The 25255-nt window shown below is 59.8% G+C and carries 20 protein-coding genes and 1 pseudogene; 10 read left to right on the top strand and 11 right to left on the bottom strand.

From position 1 onward, the window contains the following. Positions 1–3: 3 nt before the first annotated feature. Both MAXJ12_RS30885 and MAXJ12_RS30880 read right to left on the bottom strand, forming a co-directional pair. Positions 4–834, bottom strand: coding sequence for a polyphosphate polymerase domain-containing protein (locus MAXJ12_RS30885; protein ID WP_008840121.1), 831 nt, complete (start codon positions 832–834; stop codon positions 4–6). Beyond that, positions 812–1405 (bottom strand): DUF4956 domain-containing protein, encoded by a 594-nt coding sequence (locus MAXJ12_RS30880; RefSeq protein WP_008840120.1) that lies wholly within the window; start codon positions 1403–1405, stop codon positions 812–814. The genes MAXJ12_RS30885 and MAXJ12_RS30880 overlap by 23 nt, the downstream gene beginning before the upstream one ends. 762 nt (positions 1406–2167) lie before the next feature. Between MAXJ12_RS30880 and MAXJ12_RS30875 the strand changes: the two genes are divergently transcribed. From MAXJ12_RS30875 to MAXJ12_RS30860, 5 genes and pseudogenes are all read left to right on the top strand, one after another. Further along, a complete protein-coding gene (locus MAXJ12_RS30875; RefSeq protein WP_139044137.1) occupies positions 2168–2950 on the top strand; it encodes a Crp/Fnr family transcriptional regulator in 783 nt (260 codons plus the stop codon). A gap of 187 nt (positions 2951–3137) precedes the next feature. Continuing rightward, positions 3138–3287: pseudogene (locus MAXJ12_RS40275) on the top strand (IS66 family transposase); the annotation flags it as partial. A gap of 9 nt (positions 3288–3296) precedes the next feature. Then, a complete protein-coding gene (locus MAXJ12_RS30870; protein WP_008840117.1) occupies positions 3297–3728 on the top strand; it encodes an IS1096 element passenger TnpR family protein in 432 nt (143 codons plus the stop codon). A 518-nt stretch (positions 3729–4246) separates the two neighbouring features. Further along, positions 4247–4501, top strand: coding sequence for a hypothetical protein (locus MAXJ12_RS34765; protein WP_050898952.1), 255 nt, complete (start codon positions 4247–4249; stop codon positions 4499–4501). Positions 4502–4925: 424 nt separating this feature from the next. Then, entirely contained in the window at positions 4926–5126 is a 201-nt protein-coding gene (locus MAXJ12_RS30860; RefSeq protein WP_008840115.1) for a hypothetical protein, read from the top strand. A gap of 665 nt (positions 5127–5791) precedes the next feature. On the opposite strand, the gene MAXJ12_RS30850 is transcribed toward MAXJ12_RS30860, so the two are convergent. Then, the gene (locus MAXJ12_RS30850) at positions 5792–6043 is read right to left on the bottom strand and encodes a hypothetical protein (RefSeq protein WP_008840113.1); all 252 of its coding nucleotides are present in this window, start codon (positions 6041–6043) and stop codon (positions 5792–5794) included. Positions 6044–7438: 1395 nt separating this feature from the next. On the opposite strand from MAXJ12_RS30850, the gene MAXJ12_RS30845 reads away from it, so the two are divergent. After that, the gene (locus MAXJ12_RS30845) at positions 7439–7639 is read left to right on the top strand and encodes a hypothetical protein (protein WP_139044136.1); all 201 of its coding nucleotides are present in this window, start codon (positions 7439–7441) and stop codon (positions 7637–7639) included. Between the two features lie 463 nt (positions 7640–8102). Here the strand turns inward: MAXJ12_RS30845 and MAXJ12_RS30840 are convergent, their stop codons facing one another. Further along, positions 8103–8543, bottom strand: coding sequence for a Ros/MucR family transcriptional regulator (locus MAXJ12_RS30840; RefSeq protein WP_008840109.1), 441 nt, complete (start codon positions 8541–8543; stop codon positions 8103–8105). A 1227-nt stretch (positions 8544–9770) separates the two neighbouring features. Here MAXJ12_RS30840 and MAXJ12_RS30835 point away from each other — a divergent pair. Next, positions 9771–11999, top strand: coding sequence for an adenylate/guanylate cyclase domain-containing protein (locus MAXJ12_RS30835; RefSeq protein WP_008840108.1), 2229 nt, complete (start codon positions 9771–9773; stop codon positions 11997–11999). A 19-nt stretch (positions 12000–12018) separates the two neighbouring features. On the opposite strand, the gene MAXJ12_RS30830 is transcribed toward MAXJ12_RS30835, so the two are convergent. The 6 genes from MAXJ12_RS30830 to MAXJ12_RS36125 all read right to left on the bottom strand — a co-directional run bounded on the left by MAXJ12_RS30830 (position 12019) and on the right by MAXJ12_RS36125 (position 20126). Next, positions 12019–12522, bottom strand: coding sequence for a YHS domain-containing (seleno)protein (locus MAXJ12_RS30830; RefSeq protein WP_040589015.1), 504 nt, complete (start codon positions 12520–12522; stop codon positions 12019–12021). 53 nt (positions 12523–12575) lie between these two features. Then, positions 12576–13166, bottom strand: coding sequence for an ankyrin repeat domain-containing protein (locus MAXJ12_RS30825; protein ID WP_040588986.1), 591 nt, complete (start codon positions 13164–13166; stop codon positions 12576–12578). A 170-nt stretch (positions 13167–13336) separates the two neighbouring features. Next, positions 13337–14800 carry a DUF2235 domain-containing protein gene (locus MAXJ12_RS30820; protein ID WP_008840105.1) on the bottom strand — a complete coding sequence of 488 codons (1464 nt, stop codon included), beginning with the start codon at positions 14798–14800 and terminating at the stop codon, positions 13337–13339. A gap of 132 nt (positions 14801–14932) precedes the next feature. Further along, the gene (locus MAXJ12_RS30815; RefSeq protein ID WP_008840103.1) at positions 14933–16540 is read right to left on the bottom strand and encodes a peroxidase family protein; all 1608 of its coding nucleotides are present in this window, start codon (positions 16538–16540) and stop codon (positions 14933–14935) included. A 923-nt stretch (positions 16541–17463) separates the two neighbouring features. Beyond that, the gene (locus MAXJ12_RS30805; RefSeq protein ID WP_040589006.1) at positions 17464–18765 is read right to left on the bottom strand and encodes a glucoamylase family protein; all 1302 of its coding nucleotides are present in this window, start codon (positions 18763–18765) and stop codon (positions 17464–17466) included. 344 nt (positions 18766–19109) lie between these two features. Further along, the gene (locus MAXJ12_RS36125; protein WP_085984140.1) at positions 19110–20126 is read right to left on the bottom strand and encodes a FecR family protein; all 1017 of its coding nucleotides are present in this window, start codon (positions 20124–20126) and stop codon (positions 19110–19112) included. A 260-nt stretch (positions 20127–20386) separates the two neighbouring features. On the opposite strand from MAXJ12_RS36125, the gene MAXJ12_RS30795 reads away from it, so the two are divergent. Further along, entirely contained in the window at positions 20387–21616 is a 1230-nt protein-coding gene (locus MAXJ12_RS30795; RefSeq protein WP_008840097.1) for a serine hydrolase domain-containing protein, read from the top strand. A 210-nt stretch (positions 21617–21826) separates the two neighbouring features. Here MAXJ12_RS30795 and MAXJ12_RS30785 read toward each other — a convergent pair whose 3' ends face one another. Then, positions 21827–22063 carry an IS110 family transposase gene (locus tag MAXJ12_RS30785; RefSeq protein WP_008840096.1) on the bottom strand — a complete coding sequence of 79 codons (237 nt, stop codon included), beginning with the start codon at positions 22061–22063 and terminating at the stop codon, positions 21827–21829. Between the two features lie 77 nt (positions 22064–22140). Here MAXJ12_RS30785 and MAXJ12_RS30780 point away from each other — a divergent pair, with 77 nt between their 5' ends. Beyond that, positions 22141–24006, top strand: coding sequence for a feruloyl-CoA synthase (locus tag MAXJ12_RS30780; RefSeq protein ID WP_008840095.1), 1866 nt, complete (start codon positions 22141–22143; stop codon positions 24004–24006). Then, a complete protein-coding gene (locus MAXJ12_RS30775) occupies positions 24007–25254 on the top strand; it encodes a thiolase family protein (RefSeq protein ID WP_008840094.1) in 1248 nt (415 codons plus the stop codon). It abuts the gene before it with no gap. The last annotated feature ends 1 nt before the right edge of the window (position 25255 follow it).

Here is a 25255-nt window from a genome sequence, read left to right as displayed (position 1 = left end):
GGGTCATGCGGCTGCCTCGATCTCTCGCCCGGGCAAGGCCTTAGCCGTTTGCGGCGCGGGCACGCTGCCGAGCTTGCGCAGGGCGGGAAGGAACTTGTTGTGCCTCGGCGCCTGATTGAGGATGGCAATGCCGGTGCAATATTTCGAGCAGTGCTTGGTGGGATGCTGGTGCATCGCGCGCAGGATGCGATCGGCTATCCCGTTGGCATTGGCAGATTTCGTTTCGAGGATGAAGTGGTCGTCGTTGATCGCATGCGAGGAGCCGGGAGCGAAAAATCGTATCCCGCTGTCGATGGTCATACGCTCGCCGCCTTCCTTCGCCACGAGCGTCATGCGGACATAGCTCATGTCGAGGACGCGCTCGAGCGCGTAAGGAAACTCATGGCGATACTGGTCGAAATAAACACCATCGACGTAGGCGAGCGCCGTCTCGTCGAGAACTCCGAACTTGCCGATTTCATAAGGTAGCCGTTTCTTGATCGTAGCGCCGCGCTTGTCCTTGAGCTTCACCTCGACGAAGCAAAGCCCTGCATCGACATATTTCCGGACCCGGACTTTCGCGCGCTGCCGCCGACCCTGATGGTGATCGAAATAGCTGCGCCGGTCCGAATTGTCGAAATAGCAGGTTTCGTAGGTGAAAGCCCGGCGGCCCTCGATTTCCAGAATATCGAAATGCCGCGCCAGTTCCGCGGCCGCGCGATGCAATATGCCCGCGCCGACGACATACTTATTGTCCAGACGCTCCAGCATCTCGGCCTTTGCGTTGAGGGTAGCGAGGCTGATCGGGTCGAAAACCCGCTCCAGCCGCACGTCAGTGTTTGCGATAGAAGACATTGAGCCTCGCCATTTCCGTGATGTAGTCGAGTTGGAGAACCTGATAGGACAGCACCGTGACACCAAGCCGCTCCGAAAGTTCGGCGCGCATGGTTTCGGGGTCCGACAGCAGCGTCAGGTGGATCTTGTCGAGCGTGACCTTCGCCCCGCTGACGGATTGCAGCATCTTGGGATGATCGACCACATAGGCGCCGACGAGCACGAACAGAACGATCATCGCCGCAAAGGGCAGCGTCGTTCCCTGCACAGAAGAGATGACTGCGATGGCGACGCTGCCGAAGAAATAGGTCATCTCGGTTTTGCTGAGCGGCTCCGAGCGCAGTGTGAAGAGCGCCAGGATGGCGAACAGGCCAAAGCCCGCAGCAACGCTGAAGTTCACAGACGAGAGGACGGTAAGCACCGCAAAAACGAAGATGTTGAACAGCGCGGCCGCCGTCACCAGCTCCTTGTCCCGGTAGCGCCGGTAATACATGGCGAAGATAAGGAGCATCATTCCGACGAGGTTCAGCGCGAACCTGATCGCCTGAGCCGCCAGCGGATCCTGAAGGGCTTGCATGAGAAACGAGTTCATCGCGCGCTCGTCATAGGCGCGCCTGGCGATGCTGCCGGGACATATGGAACGGGGGACATCTCAACTCCTGCTTGTCGTGACGCCATAGGCGGCGCCGATTAGAAAACGGGACAATCCCGCTTCCATTCCGGCCGGAAAAGTCGGAAACTGCCGAATGCGGCGGCGTCGCTTAGGCTTCCAGGATCAACGACTTGCCGGAGCGCATTCGGAAGTGTGACAGTCCGATGACAGCTTTATGAAGCTAGCCGGCTAAAGCTTCGCGGGAGTCTGGCTAGATTTTGGAGCACGCCAGATTAGAGTTTGGCAAACTCCGGGTTACAGGGGGGTAAGAGCCGCCGTCCGGATTCCACGGGCTATGGGATTCAGGTCGCGTCCTAAGCCGGAACGATGGTGCCGCAAAGACATCGTGCACAAAAGCTTCTTGCGGCGGGTTGCGCGTATCCACTGTAACGTGATCGCTGTGGCAGTAGCAGCGCTCAGCACGATAGCTGCTGCGACCGATAAGAATAGAGCTGGAATTCCATCGATCTGCCAACGTTAAAGGGAGTTTCCGATGCGCCTTGGGATGTATATAGATTTCGGTCAAAGCGGCAGATTTCTGCCTCTGGGCCTATCGCGTTTTCACATGCCGCTATGTCCAGCCAGACGTGTCTGGAATGTCGCCGCTCGTCCAATGTGATCTCCTTCGGCGGAACAACCTACGGCTCTGGCTGTTTGGGGCTGAATTTGCCATGAATTTGCCATTTGCATAAGGATGGGCGCATGAACGCCCCCCGCCGCTCACAACCTACCGGATTGAGTGTGTCACATACGATGCTGCTCCGGAGGCTGGAGAGCATTGCCTCACTTTCGGAGGAGGATAGGAGAACACTCGCGGCGCTTCCGATCCAGGAGTCGAACTTCGAAGCAGACCGGGACATTGTGCGGGAACACGATCATCCTTCGCGCTCGTTCGTGCTGGTGGAAGGCTTCGTTTATGCATACAAGGTGACCGGCGATGGCAAACGCCAGATCACCGGGTTGTATCTAGCGGGCGATTTTCCTGACCTCCAGAGCCTGCATCTCACTATCATGGACAACGGCCTTGCCACGATGACGCCTTGCAAACTGGGTTTTGTAAAGCATGTCGACATTCGGGCGTTGTGCGAACGTCACCATCGGGTCGCCTCCGCACTTTGGCGCGCTACCCTTATCGACGCTTCAATCGCCCGCGAGTGGATGACCAACATTGGGCAGCGAAATGCTCCTGCCCGAATGGCGCACCTGTTGTGCGAGATCGTCCTCCGTTTGAAAGCCGTCGGATTGGTCCGGGATGATCTCACTTGCGAACTTCCGATTACGCAAAAGGAGTTCGCAGATGCACTGGGCTTTTCAGTGGTCCATGTTAACCGCACGCTTCAGGAACTTCGGACGGCCGGCCTGATCTCACTAACCGACAATCGCCTGCACGTTCGCGAATGGGCCAAGCTGGTTATGGTCGGCGACTTCGATGCGACCTTCCTTCACATCAAGGGGCAAGAAGCAGTTGTATCGGGCAGCGAGTAGACATTCGCGCACATGCCACTTTCTGCAGATGTGCATACCGAAGTGTTTTTCGAAGTCGGGAAGGGGATCAATTCATCCATCACGACATTGAAATTGACCTGGCTGCTGCGCCAGCCTGTCGAGTGATCTTGCTGCCGAAACCGTCAGCGAGCACGACTGCGCTTCCACGGACGAACACCCCTTCGGACGCGCTCTCAGACCGGCCGTCGTTCAACGGAAGATCACCAACGGCTATCGCCGCCCGAAGCGAACCCGACATTCGAACCGTCTTCGGCACGGCTCGTCTCGGCTTGGCGCGAACCCCTTCAAAATCATCCTTCAAACCGTCAGCACCTGAAAATCCGCCATGACTGAGCCCGCGACCTTGATCTTCCGAGCCTCTCTTCGCGCACGGCTTTATCGGGACATTGAGGTGTCGAGTTCGAGCACGCTAGCGGATCTGGCCGAAGCCATCTGCGCGGCATTTGGATTCGACATGGACCACACCTACGGCTTCTATTCAAAGCTGACGGGAAAGCTGTTCGATTCGCCCCAGCGGTTCGAGCTCTTCGCCGACATAGCGGGGGGCGGCTTTCGCAGCGTGAAGGGCACGCGTGTCACCACAGCCTTCCAGAAGGTGGGCTCGGCAATGACCTTCTTGTACGACTACGGTGACGAGTGGCGCTTCCGCGCTGAAGTTATTGGGACAGGGCAGGCGCTGCCCGAAGCCAATTACCCGAGAATTGTCGGCAAGATCGGCAGGGCTCCCCCGCAGTGCCCCGACATCGACGACGAGTGACGACGTACTGTGCCGCATCAAGGGGACGACGGTTGGATGGGTTAATTGCGGAACCAGGACGGATTGGATCACCGTCACCGTCTTCGATTATCAGGCAGCCGGATCATGAAAAACGTTTTCAAAGCCAGCCGGTCGTAGCCGAAAGCCGCATACATCCGCGCTCTGGCGCCCTAACTTGTCGGCGGCGCCCAACATAGCCTTCCCGGCACGCGCAGTGAAGAGAAACGCTGGACGAGCGAGATACGAACCGGTTGCCGCAGTGGGTTATCGATCAGGGGTTGCCGGTAATCTAGCGTGGGCTCGACGAGACTGCAACACGTGCGAAGACTTCTGCTGACGGAGACAGGATACTCATCGCTCACAACGCCATCGCGACCGGCACCGGCTGTGTCAGTCCAATCGTCATGCTCAAGTTCGGTGCACGTTCTACTGGCGAGCCATGTGCCTCGTTCGACGTCTTGTGCGCCGCAGCCGAGATCTTGAACGGTCTGCCTTTCCCAATCGCTCCGCCACGTTTGATGCGCGCGGAACGCACCTTCTGGGAAAAGGCGACGGCTGTCCATGTCTACTGTGCGCAGGCCGCCTACGCGGAGAGCGATTTGCCCGCCATTGGCACGACCTTGCGCGGCTCGGCGACGCCGGTTTGGAGGCGGCGTCAATCGCCGACCGCGGCCTTGTCGATGCGGTGGCCGCGCACAAGTCTATTCTTTGCCGGCAAGGACGCTGCTCGCCGCGCCATCATGGTGCGCCTCGGTTGGACGGGCCGCCTCTAACCAGATCAGACCGCGCGGCCATCCTGTATCCTTGGGGACGCGACCAACGAGAACGCGGGCCAGGATGGGTGCGCGGATGAACATGGCCCCTGCTCAATTTCTTCGCACGAAGCTTGCTGCCTAATAGCCGCGCTCTTTAGAGCTCCGGAAAAGCTAATGAACGCAAAGCCCTGGGCCGCTGATCCATTCCGTTGCATCAACAATTCTCCCGAACCATTTGTTGCGGCAGCGATTCTGCTGTTGGTTCATGCCAAATGGGTTTTCCTGCCTACCGGTGTCGTTGGCCAATGTTTGCGTCGTTGAGGGCGTGAATAGATTTTGCGCCGCAGGTCCCAGACATTGCGGTTTCGTCGATTATTGCGTCGATTTTATCCACACCATCAAAGTCGATGAGAAAATCCTCCTATTGAAACAGGAGGTCCCAATGGAATCGCAGCTCGTTTTCCTTTCAGTTGCAACGGTCACGGTACTCAGCGGGGCGACAGCAACAGTAATCACCCTCGCCGTTGATGTCCGGAGCAAGCCCGGCATACAGAGCCTGGTCGAAGGCTTGATGCGCATCGCGATACTCGGCGCAGGGGCGCTTGTTGCCCTGACGGACGGGGGAAGCCAATTGTGGGTGTAGCGTTGCTCGTTGCCTTGCTGGCCTACGCGCTCTGGAGGCCATCGATACCGGCTTGGCTCTTCGCCGCCTTCTGCGATCTGCGATCTGATCAGGTCCCTCAGTGCGACCATTCCCGCGCGCTGGTAGAAACTGAAAACTCGGCCATCTTGACGGCGAGCGAGGCTGTCACCGGCGACAAAGCGTCCTGGATGCAGACGCCGAGATTCGACCAGCGTCGGGTGTATAAGCGCGATCCTGATAGAATTCTGTTGGATTGACCAAATTTCCGCGTCGCCGTGGGGAAATAGGAAAGTGGCCCCAAAGGCCACATTCCATTACCTCGGCCGAGAAGGCTGCCTCCGAGTACCTCGTCCGATCTTTAGCCAGCACGTCACCCGCATCTGCCGGGCTCAGGACTGGCCTCGCGAGGAGAGCCCGGCAGGAACCCGCCCTCTTGCCGGGCTTTCTTGGGGCTAGCGGAGCTTGCGCGAGTTGTGGCGCCATTTGGCCACACCGATCGACTGGCGATCTCGTCGCCCGCCAGGTGAACTCGTCGAAATACGAAGGCGACACTGCATCCAGGTGCTCAATCCGCCGTAGCCAACTAGACTACCGTAGTGCGGTGAGGCGCGTCCGCGGCCTCGCTGACGCGGTGCTCGACGGCGTTAGCGACCGTGCGATGCAGCTCAAAGCTCGTCAAATCCTCTCTCAGGCACTCGGATGATGACCTCGTCTGTATTCGCGATCGTAAATATTCGGTTGGTGACGCTGTTCACGGCACGGCCGTCCGACAGCATCAGCTTTTGATGTCTTGCCACTACAGAGGAGCCAATAAAAATCTTGGCGATGATGGCATGGTGGCAGAAAACCTGGTGCACCGTCCCATCCTCACCGATGGCATTGAAATGCTCGATGAGCTCGCTCGTTTGGTCGGCCATTTCCCCATTCCCGTCTGGCGAACGAATTTATCCACCAAACATATCACTCTGCAGCTTTTAATGCAGCCGGAGCGCCAGCCTCACCCGCATGCCATGGCTGGCCGGGAGCCGGCGCATCTAGGCGCATCAGGGCCGGGTTTCCCAAGGCTGATTTCATCGAACTCATTTCAGAGACGGCCATCGCGCTCCAGCCGGTCGAGACCGCGACAGTCAAGCTGGAGCAGAAGGCCCTCGCCGAATGTCTTCAGCGCACCAGAATTTGCCGATCTGGCTGAACGCCAAACGCTGCTGCTTCGAACCTTATCGAGGGAGCCCCCGGCAAATCACAGACACGATGAACTCGATGAACTCGCTGATCAAGCTGGAAAGCGCCAATCAGTTCGCTGCCAATAGTCACACCGAGGCGGACGCAGCTATCAAAGCTGCCTAGACGATTTTCGGCCACTCCCAGTAGCCCCGCCGTTCGTTGCGATCGTCGACGTGTCGAAATCGACGATCGCTACATTCATCCCGGCTGGACCTAAGTTTTGCGCTGGACGATCTTTCGATCCATACCGCTCAGCCATCCTCTCTGGCTCGTGCCGTCTTCAGGACGATGGCGACCGCAGAGCGGCAACGACCGTTGGCGGGGTCGAACGGATCGCCGCCGTCCTCCGCTCCCGGACATGAGCGGCGAAGAGGCATGACGGTGAGGGACCGTGCAGCGGCTATCACATCGACAACCTCGCATCTGAAACGCGCCGCGCCTCAGGACAGTAGCTCGCTATGGGCGATGCTTCGGGGTCAGCGGCTCGGCATCTGCCCTCCTTCTCCCATGGTCTCTCGGCGCAGCCAGGGTGCGTAGCGCCGGCTGCAGCATCGTGGCCATGGCAATGCCCCAATCTTTGTGGTTTGTGCGGACCTTGCGCGAACAACGGAGAGCAAAGGGTGGCCATTCCTGAATATGCCCGAAACGTGCTGCCACACCGACGGGTGCGAATTCTCTGCCGCGGGGTTTGTGGGGTACCGCGGCACGCCGAGGCCAGTAAGGACAATTGGCTAAGGACGGAGGACGCGGTCACGACCGGGCTGTATGCGACCTGCCTCAAGTGTGGGTACCAGGCGCGGGACAACTACAACTGGGACCGGCTGAACTCGTAGGTTTTCTGCTGATGCAGTGATCTACCTTCTGATGCCGTGCGCTGCCGTGGCGGGTCTCCACTGAGGCCCCCGCCGGAACGTCATAGCAGATCAAGATCAGCGTTGACGGGCACGCGGAGAAGTCGATATCAATTTGATCGTGCGTCAACGTTCCGGGATTCGTCCGGGAAACATTCCGAGGATCGGCGATGGGAGTTTGCTTGACGTCATCCGCCCTGAATTTCTTCTTCAGGCGAGGCGCAAAGGAAACCCACGATGAGTGATACCCCAATGCCAGTTACCGGCTTCGCGCTCGACATGGCCATGTCCGAAGATGGTCGGACCATGGTTGCTCTGCTCACTGTTGAAAGCGGTGAATTGGCCTTTGAATTTGCTGTCAACGAAGATGGCGCCGAGGCGATGATCGAGAACCTGCAGCAATTTCTCGACATGGTGCAGGACGCCAGGACCAACTGATCAGTGATATCCCATGGATGCGGATTTCCGCGGCGTGTCGACGGTAGCGGTTGAAAATTGCCGTTCAAGGTTCGCCGGGGCAGGGTTGTGACGAGGGATCATCATACGGGCACGAAATGATGTGGAGCCAGCTTGCCGACTCCGACGGACAGGCCGTTTCCTTGAACGCAACACATCTGGTCATGATCAAGGAACATGGCGATCGAACTCGGGTGGTGCATGCCTGCTGCGAGGTCACGGTGCTTCAGAGCCACGCGGCGGCGATCGGGCGATCGTCAAGGCCCTGAGGCTTCAGCAAAAACTGAGCGCGCCGTGCCGAGCCCAGCGCGTCACATCGAACTTCATTGATCCGTACGACTGATGGGCCGCGTGGCCCCCTGGTTGCAATAGCCAACCACCGGCACGGTGACATATAGCCGCGCTCCAGAGGCGGGTGAACAACCCGCCCCTTCCTTTGTGCCGACTAGGCCGCCTTCTTCTGTGTGCGCCTTACCGGTTCCAATTGCTTGCGGCCGAGCCCCAGTTTCTTGGCAAGCGTCGATCGTTGAGCTGAGTAAGCAGGTGCTACCATCGGGTAGTCGGCAGGCAAGTTCCACTTCGCCCTGTATTCCTCAGGTGTCATCCCAAACGTTGTCTTCAAATGCCGCTTCAAGGATTTGAACTTCTTCCCGTCATCGAGGCAAACGATGTAATCTGGGGTAACCGATTTTTTGATGGGAACGGCGGGTGTGAGGACTTCCGTCGGTGTTGTCGCTGAAGCAGTCGAGAGGCCGGCCAAGGATTGGTGAACCTGCGCAATCAGGGAAGGCAACTCAGACAATGGAACCGGATTGTTTGAGACGTAAGCTGCAATCACATCTGCGGTCAGTTCGATGGTTTCGGTGTTGTTAAAATCGTTGGTCATTGTCAGAATTCTCTCGTTTTTCGCAAAGAAGATCGCCCGGCGGGTAGATATTGCTTATTGGGCAGGATGCAACCCTGTTAATCCTGAATATCGAAGCCTCAACTCAGATTAGCTTGCGCAGCGGCGTTGCGCTTGCTGAAGCCGCTCGCATTCCCCTCGGGTATTCTGGAAGGGCCTGGCCAGCTACCGTTCGCGTTGCGCGGCTGACGGCGGTGAACTGACCTGTACATGGAGGAAGATCGCGGTGCGGTTCTGGAACTTTCGGCTGGCATGTCCGAGAAAGCTGTCGCCCTGCTGCAAGGTACAGTTGCAGGCTCTCAGACGGGGCGTGATCGATGAAGCGAGGCAAAGCATTGTTGGCCGGACCTCTGGCGAAACGGTTTGGCCAACATATTCCGCTTTCGGCTGGCGCCAACCTGAGGTCCGATGCAAGCGGCACTGCGGGAGGCGACTGGCGGGCCGTGGGCGCGCGAAACCGCGAGAACAAAAACGATCGTTCTCGGCATGGCCGCAAAAGCCTCCGGCTGGGGGGTTCAGAATATGCGTCGTTGGTATCCGCTCTGACGGCACACCCATTTGCCGTTCCTGCAGCAGCTGTGCGGTCTTCGGCTGCGCAAGGCTGAATGGGCCGGTATCGCTGGGCCGGCGCCACGCTGAATGATCCTCCCGGAGAGCTTGAGGCGAGCAAGATATCCGTTTGTCAGGCCAGTCGAATCGCCGGGGACAGGGCGCTCGCGATAGCTGCCGAATGATCTGACGCCGCCGAAGGGCGGCTGTGACGGCCTCCCCTCAATCGTGACATCATCAGTCGCACGATGCCATCGTGGACGGCGCTTCTCGGCATCGGCAACGCGCTGCGGGGCGCTGTTTGAGGCGCGTCGCATTCACGCCCGCTACATCAAGATTGTTGTGTCTCTCCGAGCGAACGCAATAACCTGTCTTTCGCAAGGGGCCCTGTATACAGTTTCGACCAGTACCGCGATACTGGTTGAAAAATGAACATAAGGTCTCTGGTTTTGAGCCTATCTTGACACAATCGCCCAAGATCCAAAGCGCCATCTGAATTTCGATCGAAGACTCCGCCGTGCACGGGCAGTAATCAATCGATTGCTCGCGGAGCGAACCGGATTTATCTGACCCAAGTTGGTGCGTGCGCCATGATTACCTGCATTTGATGGATTTCGTTTCCTCGCTCGGCTAAACTTTGCACCTCATGGGGAGTTCAGCATGGAACGCCGGTTGGCCGCGGTCCTTGCATTCGACATGGTTGGGTATTCCCGCCTAATGGGCGCGGACGAGCAAGCAACGCTGGCCGCGTTCGATCGGCATCGCCATACGATCTTTGCCCCCCGAGCCCGCCAATATAGCGGCCGCATCGTCAAGACCACGGGCGACGGTGCCCTGGTTGAGTTCTCCAGTGTCGTCGATGCCATACGGTTTGCGGTCGAAGTCCAGACCGATCTGGAGCGGGACAACGCAGGGAGGGAACCGGACAGGCAGTTTCGCTACCGGATCGGGATCAATGTCGGGGACATCGTCCTTAAGGACGGAGACATCTACGGCGACAGCGTGAACATTGCCTCGCGCCTGCAGGAATTCGCCGAACCGGGCGGCATCTGCGTGGCGGGATCAACCCTTGAACACGTTAGAGGCAAGCTCGACCTGTCGATCCAGCCTTTGGGAGTCAAGCAGGTAAAGAACATCGCCGAACCCCTTGCCATCTTCAAAGTGGCGCTTGACGAGAAGGCAGGGGCACTCGTTACATCGCTCGTTTCGCCCGCCCGGCCTGTAAAGGGCAAGTTGGCGGCGGCGGTCGCCACGGCAATCGTGCTGCTTGTTGCGACGGTGGCAGGAGTCTGGTTCTGGGGATCTCGGGAAGCCGAAGCGCCGCCGCCGTTGGAACGCTTCGCATATCCCCTTCCGGACAAACCATCGATCGCGGTCCTTCCCTTCATCAACGTCGGCGGCAAGGAAGAGCAGGATCATCTGGCCATGGGAATGACGGATGATCTTATAACGGAATTGTCCAAGGTAGGCGGACTGTTCGTCATAGCCCGCCATTCCGTGTTCGCCCTCGGCGACACCGCCCGGAACATTCGGGAGGTGGCAACCGAACTTGGCGTGCATTTCGTCCTTGAAGGAACATTGCAGAGGACCGACTCCAGGGTTCGGATCAATGTCAGCCTCATCGATGCGATCACAGGATCCTCCATGTGGGCGGAACGTTACGACCGTCAGCATGCGGATATATTTGTGGTCAGGGACGACGTCGTCAGGCACATCATCTCGGCCCTTGCCGTGGAACTTAGCGAGGGCGAAAGCGAACTGCTGGCCCAACTTCCCACCGAGAACCTCGAAGCCTACGACTACTATCTGCGGGCTGAGACGGAAGGGTTCCTGTACAGCGATGTCCATACTTACCGCCGCAGCCTTTCCTTCTATCAGCGGGCGATCGATCTCGACCCCCGCTTCGCATCGGCCCATGCGGGGATCGCCAGAGTGGCCGTTGACGTATGGCGAAACGACTACAATCTGATCTGGTCGGCGGCGGTGGCGCGAAAGATCGCCTACGACGCTGCCGGGCAGGCCCTTAGACTCGATCCCAAGAATGCGCGTGCGCATACAGTGCTGGCCCTGATCCAGCTTGTGGACGGTCGGCCGGTCGAAGCGATCGACTCCGCAAAACGCGCCGTCACCGCGCAACCGAACGATCCGGAGGCGATCGGCAACCTGGCCTTGGTCCTGGCCCATACGGGAGACCGCGAGGCGGCAAAGCGGGAGATCGAAAAAGCAATGCGGTTCGACCCGGCGCCATCGGCCAATTTCCAGCTGCTGGCAGGGGTGACGCTGTATACGGCGCGCGAGAACGAACGGGCTATCGAACTCCTGGAATCGGCTCCCGGGGATCTGCCCGACAACGAGCCGATTGCAGAGTATCGGGCGGCCGCATACGCGCATCAAGGCGATCTGAAGAAGGCGGCCTTGTCAGCTGCCGAACTGCTGGCGCTGTTCCCGGACACAAATCTCACTTATTACGGCTATCTCTACGACTACTGGCGCGAAGAGGATCGGAAGTACCATCTGGACGGCCTCCGTCGGGCCGGTATTATGCAATGGCCGTTCGGCTTCGAGGGCCGTGATGCTGACCAGCTCCAGGGAGAGCAGCTAAAGGAAATCGTCGCAAACCGGAGTTGGGTCGGCAAGCACAAGAACGGGACCGAGTTCTTCCAGTATTTCGACAGCGCCGGAAACACTGCCTACCGAAGCGAGCACACCAACATCACCGGCGTCGTGGAAGTGCGCGCCGGTCAGCTCTGCGAGAATTTTGCCGGATACTTCATGGACAGGTGGACGTGCGGGCATGTTTACCGCAATCGGGATGACCGCGATGGCAACCTCGCCTACGTCCACGTGTCGCCGCAAGCCCTGAAATTCTTCTCCCCGCAAAAGCCCTGAGCAGGAAGAAGAACAGCAGTCACCGCCTGGCCAGCTGACGCTTCTCGGTCACCAGGGTCTGTTTCACCTCTGGCCAGTATTTTTGTGAGTCGATGACCTTCGTGGGGTTCTTCGCGAAACCGTCGGCCGCACCTGGATCGTAATTTAGGTACAGCTTGCCATCGATGATGCGCCAGGCTTTTGGATCGATGTTGGTGGTGACGGTTCCGAGCGAAACCCCGTCTGCGCAAAGGCCCCCATATTGAGGGGCGTATTTCAGGGGTTCCCGGACGAAGAGGTCACGGTTCTGCGCGCTGGCAAAATGCCAGGTAGCGCCCAGCCAGTTGTGGGAGAACTTCTCGGACCCTTCAACGGCCTTGTTCTCGGTAAAGTACGCCACCGGATCGTAGCCTCTTATGGCGACGTCACCGAAGTAGCCGGTGTTCACGACTTCCGCGTCTTGGGCGTGCGACAAAGGCGTGAACGCCAGAAGCGCGAAGGCGACGCCAGCCGCCCGGACAGTGGCTTTCCCTATCATGTTCATTCCATTCCTCCTTTGCTCCAGGGAGGCGGCCATCGCCATCGATCCGACGAGAGTCACTGCCGCTTGGAGCATTCCTTGTAGAGCCAGTCGCCGACCAGATCGGCCTTCTGGCATTCTGCACCTGCTTTCATCAGCAGGTGCGCGGCATCCCAATGTTCTCGCCAGCCTGCCTGGGTAAGCGGCGTATAGCCGTTCCGCTCCTTGGCCTCGATATCCGCCTTGGTTTCCAGCAGGACTTTGACGACGTCTGCGTGCCCTTCTTCCGCCGCCGCATGCAGCGGCGACATCTTGAAGAGGTTGTTGCTGTCGTTGACCAAAGCGCCTTTGGACAAAAGCAGCTCTGTCACCTGAAGGTTTCCGGCGTATGCCGCCGCGTGCAGCGCGGTCAGCCCTTTCTTGTTACGAACGTTGATGTCCGCCCCGTGTTCGAGAAGCAGAGCGACAACGTTCGCATGTCCCTTCAGCGCGGCAAGCAGCAAGGGTGGTTCGCCCGCAGTGTCCGGCTTCGCGGGATCGGCTCCGCCTCCAAGCAACCGAGTTGCTTGGGCGACGTCACCTTGTGTTGCCGCGTCGTGCAACGGGCCAGCGATAGCTGGCGGGGCCCATATAAGAAGGCCAAACAAGAAAGCGCAGTAGTACTTCATGACATACTCCGCCCCCCAACCAACCCAATTGAGCGGAACCTGCAAAATACCATAGTCGCGGGATGAATAACAATGAATTCGAGGTTGTTTGGCGTCGAATTGGCAAACCACACGTGGGAAGCAGTCGGGCAGGTTCTCAATCCAGGTGAGTTGGCAATCCCGCATCGCTTTTAACGGAAGCCATCGATCTCCTTGTCCGGGCGTCTGCGAACCGACTCCAATCTTTGGGGATTGTCTTCGGAAATTGGCAATTTTGAACCTTCGAAATAATGCTTCACCAGCCCATGATCCCGCAAAGCTTCGGGCCGATACGGCTTGAGCATGTTGTACTGCAGCACTTCGGGCACCTCGAAGCGGTCAAACACGGATTGGTGCAGTACGGCGTCCGGGGGAACTTTGCGGACCAGCGTTCGGGTGTGCCGGTACACGCCAATCCTTTTCTCGTCATGCTGCGGCCCGGCGGCATCCTGGAAAAGCCTCAGCCAGGATTGATCGTGCACCAGCCCGACGCTTGTCGCGGCGTCCAGCATCCATTGGAGCGCCGTGTCGGAAAGACGCGAATCGTTCTCCGGGTAGCTGCCCCCGACATCGGAATGGTTGCCAGCGAACCAGACCTGCTCGAACTTGTTGACCCCGTTTTCGTCAACCCCCGGGTCGCCGAACCACCGCACCCGGTCGAATTCGGCACGGTTCTCGTCGATCGATATCGCATGGCGGGCATAGGGGACGCTCGGCGATAATTTCAGGTCGTGGAACCGCATGCGGAATTCGGTCCAGTGCCGGGTCTGTCGGGCGCCGTAGCCCGGCAAGGGGCCGGGAGCCTTCAGGTGTTCGCCTGCATACCAGGCGGCGGCAAGGACAACCGCAACGGCTCCCAGAACACCAGCCCACCAAAGAAACGAGAAGGCAAGGTACGACAGCGCCCAGGAAACGGCCACAAGCACTAAGGCCAGCAAGGCGGCGAACATCGCGACAGCCTGAGGATTGGCCAGTGAAGCAACCGTGTCGAAGACGCCTATGAAGTGCGGAACCGTGTTCGACACCTCCCCGTCACCGGAACCGAATTTCTCCCTGAACCGGGCGGCGAGCAGATCGCGCTGTTTCATGCGCATCAGCTGTTTGGCAGTGGCAGTGTCGCGCCTTCTGGAACTGGTGAACTGGTAGACGTCCTTGATTGCCGCTTTCGCGATCCGGATCGTCGAGGCTTCGTCGCGAAGTAGAGGCGATCCGTCATCCATATGTGTAGGGACGCCGCAATAGGAAAGAACGCCGCCAATCGCGCGGACCGTGTAGGCCCCGCGGCTGAAACCGAACAGGAATATCCTGTCTCCGGGCTTCCACATCCTGATGATGGCGGCATAGCACTCGATCATGTTCAGCGTCAGACCCAGTCCAGTTGCCTGGCTGACGAGGTTGTGGAGGCGACGGTACAGCCTGAAGAAGAAATTGCCTTCGACCGGTTCCGTGCCGATGCCGGGGTCGTAAAAGGTCAGCTGTTCGGCGGGATTGACCGAAGATTCCGGCCCGCATCGGGTGGCTCGGTAAAGCTTGTAGATGTTGCTGCGGTTCTCGTCGAAGAAAATTCCGCCGCGTTGTCCCGTTCCGTCAGCGAAAATAACGATGTTTCTCGGCATCGCTCTCCTCATCTCGCTTGCGCAGGGGGTGGAACTGGTTTCGCCGCTGCTTCATCGGCGCCTCGTGCATTGCGCGGTGGCGGTCCGGAATGGCTGCGGCGGCGAGAAGCGCCGCAACCATCGGCCGACGTGTCAGTCTCCTATCGGATTGATGTCATTCACGAACCGGAGCATGTCGGCCATCTTGAAGTCGCCGGGTGATGCCGAAGGTAGCGACGGCTTCCAGTTCTTTTCCCTCCAAAGGAACGAGTTCTGGTCGCCGTGCACGAGGCCCACAAAGACCTCCGACACGATGACCGACCCCACGGGACCGAGCCTGAGGCCGTCGTGCCGTACCTTGGCTTCCTTGAGGATGTAGTACCAAAGCGGCGTTTTCGTGTGCAGTCCTTGCGACTTCGCCGCCTGCCCGTCCGTCGATCCGTTGCTGTCGGATGCAATTTCGTCGGGAGAGAGCGGGTTCTTGATCTTCATGTGTTCGGCGACGTCCTGGCCTGACGGCAGACCGAGATTGACGCCCCGCTTCAAGTTGCGGAAGGCGAGATTGCCACCGCCGCCGGGCAGGCTGTGCAGGACCGGTGCCAGTTGCGGATCAATCTTCCTCGTTGGGGTCATGTTGACGGGGGCGCCACCGCTGTCGCCCAACTCGTAAAACCGCCGCCAGTCGATGATCCAGTTGCTGGGCAAGGCCGAAACCGGAACGGGTCCGGTCGGCGGATTCGGTGCGAGATCGCCGATGATGGACCCTGACAGGCCGCTGAAGTCGAACAGCTGGCTGAAGTCTGCAAGCGTGAACACCTTGTTGTGAGGATATTTCTCGCGGACCATACTGTGCCCAAGGCGGTAGGCAGCGGCCGAGAATTCGACCGGCATATAGGGCACCTTCTTGAAGCGGTAGTGCTTGCGGCCGTTGTGGAGAATTTTGGCCACAGTCCCCTTTTCGGTCAGGCGCTCCACCCAATCGTGCAGCACCATCCATTGGTAGTGCCAGGTGGCAAGTCTGCGGGCTTCCTTGAAGATGTCGGCAGGCGGGTTCGCGGAACCGGCCAGCATGTCGCAGATGGCGTTGTGGAACTTCAGGAAGGCCAGGTGCGTCTGCGCGACGAGCAGGTTCTCGTCGTTGCGGTGGTCGCCGATGAGGGCAAAGCCCTCAGGGCTGCGCGGCAGGTCGTTGCGGAAGTCTCCCGTGACGCCGCCGAAGCCGACAGTGATGTTCTTGCCGATCAGCAGCTTGGGTCCGTGCTTGTTCCCTGCGGCTGGGTTGCGCGCATAAAGATGCGGGCTGCCATCCGGGCCAAGGCCGTAGACGCAATCGAGGTCGACGCTCGGGGTGCGGAAGTTCTCGATGCCCAGTGGATCCTTTTCCTTGTCACCCAGCGACGTCAGATCGAGCGTGATGTCATGGTCGACGAACTGGCCGAAATAGGTAAAGCCGGACGGAATGTTGGGATTGTTGCCGGTCTGGCTGCCCGGATCCGTGTCCTTCATCGCATCTGCGAGAACCTGAAGCTTCGCGTCTGCAACATTGAGCGGGGCAAGTTTTGGGAACATGCGGCCGAACATGCCCGGGTCCTTGTGCCCGGACAGGGCATCGAGCAGTTCGCGGGTGGCATGACGTCCGGCGACGCCGTGGCCCGGAGTCGTCTTGATCGCGTTCGAGACGACGGCAGGCGTGGATTCAAGATTGGTGACTTTCGCGGCAAATAGCGCCGCGGCGGAGGATGATTTTGGTTTTAGGGACATGAAGAGACTCCTGGACGCGTATCGAAGCTGACGCTTGACACGTTGAAAGCCCCCCGGCCCTAGATAATCAAGACATGCTCTACCGGCCGGAGTCGAAACCCACCGGTTGCTCAATTTCATTTCCTAATAGCAGGCATGCTGGCAGAACATGCAGCCATATAACCCAGGATAATCTATTTGCGTCGATCTGACAATCGGCAGAATCATTGCGCAATAAACGCCATCAATAACGATCATTACTTCACGTAATCTGTAGAAGAGCTTGAAAATGCGAGAGAATCGCAATCAACGGGTTCGCGCCTGTTATGTGCACGCCTGAAAGTCGGTCACTCGCGGACGGCGACCTATCGCAGGTTGGAACGCGGCCGCATGGGAGAACCTCCTTGGACGCCATCAACCTGTGGGTTCCGTACGATGTGGCTGATTGCGCAAACATTCGAGGCTTCAACGCAGGCGGGGAGGACTTCGTTTCCGACCCATTGCTTGCTCTCCTGAAGCTCCATCAGGAAACGTCCGCATTTGACGCAGTAATGGGTTTCGGAATCGATTTCATGCGAGAAATACCGATAGGACATTGCGGCTTTGCTTTCCATTGTGCCCGGCGTCCTCGACAGGCCCGGCAGTTTCCATGGTTGGAGAACGTGACCTCATGCGTTCCGTTCCCGCCTTTAAGGAGCGCCAACCGCGTCATACCATCCTGGAGGAAATGGTCCCGCAGATCGCGTCTGGTCTCAACGGTGAGCCGATTTTGCGCTGATGGGTCGGCTGCGGAGCGGAGCAGGGATGTCAGCAAGGGCATTTTCCTGGCCGGGCCGTTGCCGTGGCCTGGCCAGGGATTGAGCGCACGATCTCCTCCGCCACAGCCTGGGTCCTCGGCGCCCACGTCTGCCTGCTAACGAGGTGCGTACCGCAAGAGTATCAAATCACTGCGGTCCTGCCCGAGCCAAATCACGATTGAGATGTGGGCTGGTGAAGCCGAGCCGAGCCAGGCCACGGCGAACCTCCGGAGCACCCATGAATAGCCTCCACAGGAGCGCGGTTCGATGGTTCTCCATCATCACCACGATCGGACCTTGATTGATCGCGAGGTAGGTTCGGGAATACCAATTGCGACTTTCGCAAAACGCGTCGACAAAGCCAAAACGTCCCCACATGCGGTTTCGGGGCTTGGTGAGGAAGCCGCGCAGCGCGTGCATGGCCTCTGCAGGCGCATAAGGAAAGCTCGACAGTGCGGCGCTCGGCGCAACAACGCCCAAATCCCTGTCTGGCGCGTGAGCGACGTAGCCGCAAGGCCCATGGCTCGCGGTCAGGCCCCAGCAATCGGGTCCATAGCCGTGGTGACTGTGGGGATTGAGGACGCAATGCCGATGATTGATCTGCGTGTGCCGAACGTTCTGGTCCCAATAATCGGTATGACGATCGATGAGCCCACGCGGATCAAGCCCGCAGAAGGAATAGTGGGCGAAGAAAAGCGGACCGCCGAAATTCATGCCGAGCGGCAATGAAATGCCATAGTACTCGCGCCCGTTTCGAAAGCCCGGGCCGGCGGCAAAGCCCTGGTGGTAGATTTCCGGATCAATGGCGTGGTGCGGCGATCCCGCAGCCAGTACGAAACTGAGCAGGCATTCGTTCCAACCCTCGATCGGACTGTTCATCGCCAAGCCATGCTTGGGGCTCCAGTGCCACATGAGTTCCCGGTTCCCGCGTGTGAACCAGCCCCATTCGGCCTTTGAAAGGAGCGCGTTCACGCGATCCTGCAGACGATGCTCTTCGGGCGCGTTCTCGGCAAAATACTCGCGAGCGCAAATCAGTCCTTGAAACAGGAACGTTGTCTCGACCAGGTCGGCGCCGTCATCTTTTCGGCGGAAGGGAATGGTCTCGCCAGTGCGGCCGTTGATGAAGTGCGGAAGCATGCCGTGGTAACGCGGCGAACGTTCCAACAAATCGAGCATCCCATGCAACCGGAACAACGCTGCGCCGCGATCGACCCAACCCCGATCGACCGCAACGATGACGGCCATGATGCCGAAGCCCGAGCCGCCGATCGCCACGAGATCGTTGGCGGGGTCGCCCGTCGTCTTCTGGCGATCCCGGGCAAGTCCGCTGACCGGATGCGCGCCTTCCCAGAAATAGCCAGCCGTTTGCCGCTGCACGATGTCGAGCAACGCATCGTCGTCAAGATCGGCAGCGTGCGCTGGAAGATTGGATGTGGAAAGTGAAAGCATTGTCTGCAGAGCGTTGGTGCATTTGACCAGCATTCTTACACCGACGTCGCACGCACGCTGAATAAATTTGAGCTGCCGCTCATCCGGATCCGCGAACGGTTCGCTTGGCAGGCGGTCGGCTATGGGTCGGCGGCGCTGGAGATTTGTCGATCCGTTCGCGACGAAGTTCGTGAACTTGCCGAAAAAGAATTGTAACGGAGCCTGTGGAACGAAGCTCCGGTCAGGCGCTGGCCGCCAGACTATTCCTGCTCAATCCACGGTGCGGGAGCCGGTCACGGATGAATTGAAGCAGCGCCCTTTGGAGAACGACTTTCGCGGTCTCCACGGGCTTTGTCTCAAAACGATCAATGGCGGCCCTTGCCGTGACCCTTGCCACCACGGCCCGGCTTCCCGTCCTGGTCTGTATTGTCACGGCCGGCTTTCCCCTTCCCGGGATTTGAGGAGTCGTGCCCATCAGGGTCGTTTCCGTGGCCGTTGTTCCCCTTGCCCTTCCCCGGTTTACCAGGACTATCTGGCTTGTCAGGTTTGCTCGGTCTGTCGGGCTTGTCAGGTTTGCTCGGTTTGTCGGGCTTACCAGGCTTATCAGGCTTATCAGGTTTGTCGGGTTTGCTGGGCTTGTCTGGCTTTCCGGGCTTAGTCGGATTCTGAGCTGGTGGCTGGCTCCTTTGTGGGTCACTCAGAGTCGCCATTGAAAGCCCGCAGCTGCCGCTGCTCGTTTGAAATCCGCCCGAAAGCTGCTGGTTGCCGGAAAGGAATGGCAATGCGCGCGCGCTTCCAAGCGTCCGGAGCATGCCGGGGTTGACCCGCCGGGGATCGCTCACACCGCCGGACCGCGTGGCAATGACGCAGTCGCATCGCCGCGTAAGTTGCCGACATCCATTGCTGCCACAAAAACGGGCGGCGCCATTCAGCAGAACGACTGCCGTTGTCCCGTTTGCTCCAACAAAGACGTCGAAAGCAGTGCCGCGAACTCCAATGGTCCCGGCAGGCGTCACGATTTCGTAAGCCGAGGAACTCGAGTTTCCGCTGATCCAGCGGAACGTTCCCTTCGCGGCTTTGATCGTCAGCTTCTTCACTGACTTTGTGTCATCGAAAACGAACTTGTCGATGACGACGGATGAACCCCATCCCACCGCCAATTTCGTGCCGTCCCGAAATACAAACTGGCCAAGTCCGGAATTGGACGTTCGAATTCGCTCGTCCCTGTGGACCGGCGCTCTGACGGACAGCGGGCCGTTCGCGCCCGTTACAGCGGTCTTGATCAGAACGGCCTGCCCCACCTGCTCGGCGGCTGATGTCAGCGTCGGACTGTTGAGAGCAATTGCCAGTGCCGCTATCGCGGCAAGGCGCAAGGACGACATTCCACCCTCCTGTCCGCCCATTGCTAGCATGCGAACCGGGAGGAAGTCCTGTTGGCAGCCCTCAACCGTTTAGGTAGGCCAACACACTTTTGGATGATCCTGGCTAAGGCCGATACTGCCGTCTTTGCGATACACGTGTGACTCGTCACGGCGAGCGTAGGTCGACGAACCAATCGTTCTCTCGCTGAACCTCGCCCGCTTGACGGGTTCAACGTTATGTAGCATTAATAGTTATACTACATAACTATTGGGAGGTATTTATGCAGAGACGGTTCTCCAAATTGGCGGGCATCGCTGCCTTGGTTCTGGCGGCAAGCAACCAGCCGATGGCTGCTTGGGCCGACGAGGACACACGTTGGCTCACGCCGACGATGATCAACGCCCGGGCGCATATGTTCGATCCGGCGCTCAACTATCTGACCTTCCAGCACATGGACCAGATGTTCGCGACGCGGACGGTCGCAGCAGGCGGCCGGATGTGGCAACTGCCTGCCAAGCCGATTTCGATTGAAGGCGATTACACGCTCGGAGAACGGACTGTGGGCCTCGAGGAGGCGCTCGAAGCGACCGCCACCAATGCCTTGGTCGTCGTGAAGGATGGCAACATTGTCTTCGAATCCTATCGGAACGGAAGCGACGAGAACACCCGCTTCTTAACGTTCTCAGTGGCAAAATCCTACGTCTCGACTCTGATTGGCCTGGCGCTCGCGGACGGGGCCATAAAGAGCCTCGATGACCAGGTGATCGACTACCTGCCGGAAACAAAGGGAAGCGGTTACGAAGGCGCGACCATCCGTGACCTGTTGCGGATGCGTTCAGGCGTGAATTGGCTTGAGGTATACGAGTTCGGCAGCGATACCCAGCTCACCACTGTGCATGACAATTCCCTCGTCGCCTACAAGTACCGTTGGTGCGACTATGCCGCCAACGAATCGAAGCCCGGGCCCAACAAGCCGGGCGTGGTGTTCAACTACGCCACACTCGATACAAGTGTGCTCGGCTGCATCCTCGAACGGGCCGTCGGGGAGACCGGGGCCGAATATATGTCTGAAAAGCTCTGGAAACCGGCGGGCATGGAGACCGACGCGTACTGGATCATGGACGGGCCGGACTCGGTTGGCCGCGAGTTCTACGGTGCCGGTTTCAACGCCACCGCTCGCGATCATGCCCGGTTCGGCCTCATGTTCCTTAACGGCGGCGTGGCCAATGGCAAGCAGGTGGTGCCCGCCGACTGGGTCAGGGAAGCCACCGTTCCCGACGAGGGCTACGAACCAACGGGACCGGGCGAGGATTTCGGATACCAGTACCAGTGGTGGACCTTCCCGGATAACGATGCCTATGCCGCGATGGGACTGCACCACCAGTTCATCTACATCGATCCAGCCAGCAATGTCGTAATCGTAAAGGCGAGCCACACCGATCAACCTGTGGGCCGCGACGAGGAAAACATCGAGTTCTTCAAGCAGATCATCGCGCGCGTGTCCGAGTGAGCTATGTCGTCACGAAGGTCCGGAGGGACGATGGACAACCAAGGCGACGGGCATGCTCCAGCTCGGACGCCTTTCTGGTTCGCATCACGACGGTTGGGGGAAATGGCTGCCGATGGGGTTGAATGTCGAACATCGATTTTAGGTCGCACAGGTCGGCAGCCGGGCAGGACGGGATAAGGCGGCTGTGACGGATCGACCAGATGATGTTCATCAGCCGTGATCTCCACCGGACGATCTGTCTGCATGAAGCTGCCCCGGTACGCCGGCGTTGATCGAGTCGGTCTTGATTTTGGCTTGGACGATCGCTCGTGCTTGCTTTGGGTTGGCGATGACGACCTTCTCCACCTGCGGCTCGATCACCGCCACCGCCGACCTTGCGTTGCCCGCAGCCTCGATCACCACGATGTCGTCGTTTGCGGCGAACGCCTCCAGCAGGCCGCGCCGCATGTCGACTCGCCGCCGATCCGTTCCTCTTGAGCCCGGCTCTTAATATTGTTATAGCGTATAACCAATGGGAGGAGCATATGAACACGGAGCAGGGTTTGCGCCTTCGCCCCGTTCGCATGGGCACGATGCGCGCCGAGTCCATCAGGCGGCCGGATGGCACGATCTGCATACGGGCGCTCGATCCGCTTGGACCGCACCCGCGCACCATGACCGACCGCCTTGACGAATGGGCGGCAAACACTCCCGACGCCATTTTCATCGCCGACCGCGGCATGGACGGCGCCTGGCGCGCGGTCACATATGCAGAGGCTAGCCGGGTCATCCGCAGCCTCGCCCAGGCGCTGCTCGACGCCGACCTCTCGGCGGAGCACCCGTTGGTCATACTGTCCGGCAATGAGATAGAGCATGCCCTTATGGGCTATGCTGCGATGCTCGTTGGGATCCCGCACGCGCCGATCTCGCCCGCTTATTCGCTTGTTTCGAAGGACCATGCCAAGCTCAGGCATATCGTGGGCCTTCTCGAACCGGGCATGGTCTATGTGAACGACGGCGCCAAGTTCGCCTCCGCCATAGACGCAGCGATCGATCCCGCAACTCCGCTGACGGTCCGCAAGAGCCCGCCCGCCGGCCGCGCGATCCGGCTCTTCGACGATCTCGCCGCGACCGCTCCCACCGACGCGGTCGCCGCCGCCAATGCAGCGATCGGTCCCGACACCATCGCCAAATTTCTTTTCACCTCCGGCTCGACCGGAATGCCGAAGGGCGTGATCACCACACAGCGCATGCTCACCTGCAATCAGGAGATGATCCGTTCCGCGCTCGCATTTCTCGCCGACGAGCCGCCGGTCATGCTTGACTGGATGCCGTGGAATCACGTCGCTGGGGGCAGCCATAATCTCGGTATAGCGCTCTACAATGGCGGCAGTTTCTATATCGACGACGGTATGGCGACGCCTGAGGGTATCAAGCGCACCGTGCGCAATCTCGAGGAGATTTCGCCCACACTCTATTTCAACGTGCCCAAAGGCTACGAGCTGCTGGTCGAACACCTGGCCGCCAACCATGCTCTTCGCAGCAATTTTTTCCAGCGCCTCAAGCTCATGCAGTATGCCGGCGCAAGCCTGTCCCAGCACACATGGGACGGGCTCGATCAGGCGGCCCGTGCGGCGACCGGCGGACGTATCATGATCATCACCGGCTACGGCTCGACCGAAACCGCGCCCTTCGCCTTCACCACCACATGGGCGGTCGATAGGCCCGGGCTTGTCGGGTTGCCGGCCGCGGGGCTGGAGGTCAAGCTCGTGCCGAACGGCGAAAAACTGGAACTGCGCTTGCGCGGCCCGAACGTCACGCCTGGCTATTGGAAGCAACCAGGCAAGACCGCCGAGTCCTTCGACGAGGAAGGCTATTACAAGATCGGCGATGCGTTGAAGTTCGCCGATCCGGACGATATTGGGCGCGGCTTCGTCTTCGATGGACGCGTCACCGAAGATTTCAAGCTCTCGACAGGAACCTGGGTCAATGTGAGCGGCGTCCGGCTGGGAGCCATCTCCGCCTGCGCTCCGCTCGTTCGCGACATCGTGCTGACCGGGCTCGACCGCAACCATATCGGTGCGCTGATCTTTCCCGATCTTGACGCTTGCCGGAACGTGGCCGGCCACGAGATCGGCGCCGACGCAGACGAGGTGGTGGCGCACCCGGCAGTCCGCGCCGCCTTCCAGGCCAGACTCGACGCGCTGGCGTCGACGGCGACAGGCAGCGCCAGCCACATCGCCCGCGCGATCCTGCTGACCGCGCCGCCTTCGATCGACGCCGGCGAAGTCACCGACAAGGGGTCGATCAACGTTAGAGCCGTGATGGCCGCGCGCGCTGGTTTGGTCGAGGACCTCTATGCCGAACCTGTCCCCCACCACGTCATGATCTTCGAACGAAAGGCCCACTGAGTGACCGCAAAGGAAAAGGGCCTGAGGGCCACCTTCGAGGACGCCTATCTGATAGACGGCGTGCGCACTCCCTTTGTCGACTATCGCGGAGCGCTTTCGGCCGTTTCCCCGATCGATCTCGGCATCAAGGCCGCCCGTGCAGCGATCGCCAAGGCCAGTGTCGATCCCGCGGATATAGGCACAACCATTGCCGGCTCCATGGCCCAGGCCTCCTTCGACGCCTATGTCACTCCGCGCCATATCGGGCTTTACGCTGGCGTACCGACCGAACGCCCGGCGCACTTGGTCCAGCGTATCTGCGGCACTGGGCTCGAGGTGCTGGTGCAGGCGGCCGACGCCGTCTCGCTCGGCCGTGTCGATCTCGCGCTCGGAGTGGGTACCGAGTCGATGAGCCGCAACCCGGTCGCCGCCTATACGCATCGCAATGGCTTCGCCATGGGCGCTGTCGAGTTCAAGGATTTCCTCTGGGAGGCGCTTTTCGACCCGGCCGCCTGCGTCAACATGGGCGATACTGCGGAAAACCTGGCTAAGCAGTACGGCATCACCCGCGAGGAGGTGGACCGCTTCGCCGCGCGCAGTTTCGAGCGCGCGATCGCGTCGCGCGATGCCGGCTTCTTCGCCGGCGAGATCGTTCCAGTCATATCCGAGCGCTTCGAGGTGGCGGGATTGCAGGCACGCGGCGTCAAGCTGCCAAGGGGCGTCGAAACGGTCGATGCCGACAGTCACCTCCGCCCGTCGCCCTACGAAGTGCTCGTCGGGCTGCGCCCCGCCTTCGGCGGCGTGCAGACGGGCGGCAATTCCTCGGCCATCGTCGATGGCGCGGCCGCGGTGCTGGTCGGCTCTTCGGACTATGTGAGGTCCATGGACAAGGCGCCGCTCGCCCGCCTTCTTGCCGGCGTCTCGATCGGCGTGCCGCCGCACATTATGGGCATCGGTCCCGCACCGGCCATCCGTGCCGTGCTGGATACGGCCGGCCTGACACTGGACCAGATCGACCGCACCGAGATCAACGAGGCGTTCGGCGCGCAAGTGCTCGCGTGCGTCCGCGAACTCCAGCTCGACGAGGCGAAGCTCAACATCAATGGCGGCGCCATCGCTATTGGCCACCCGCTGGGCGCGACCGGCGTCCGGCTCGCCTTGACGCTGGCTCGCGAATTGAAACGCTCAAAGCTCCGTTACGGCGTTGCCTCGGCTTGCATCGGCGGCGGGCAGGGCATTGCCCTTCTCATCGAAAATTCGGAGGCCTGAC

Origin of the sequence: Mesorhizobium alhagi CCNWXJ12-2 (genome assembly GCF_000236565.1) — a bacterium.
Classification (GTDB): Bacteria; Pseudomonadota; Alphaproteobacteria; order Rhizobiales; family Rhizobiaceae; genus Allomesorhizobium; species Allomesorhizobium alhagi.
This window is presented reverse-complemented; position numbering and strand designations above follow the sequence as displayed.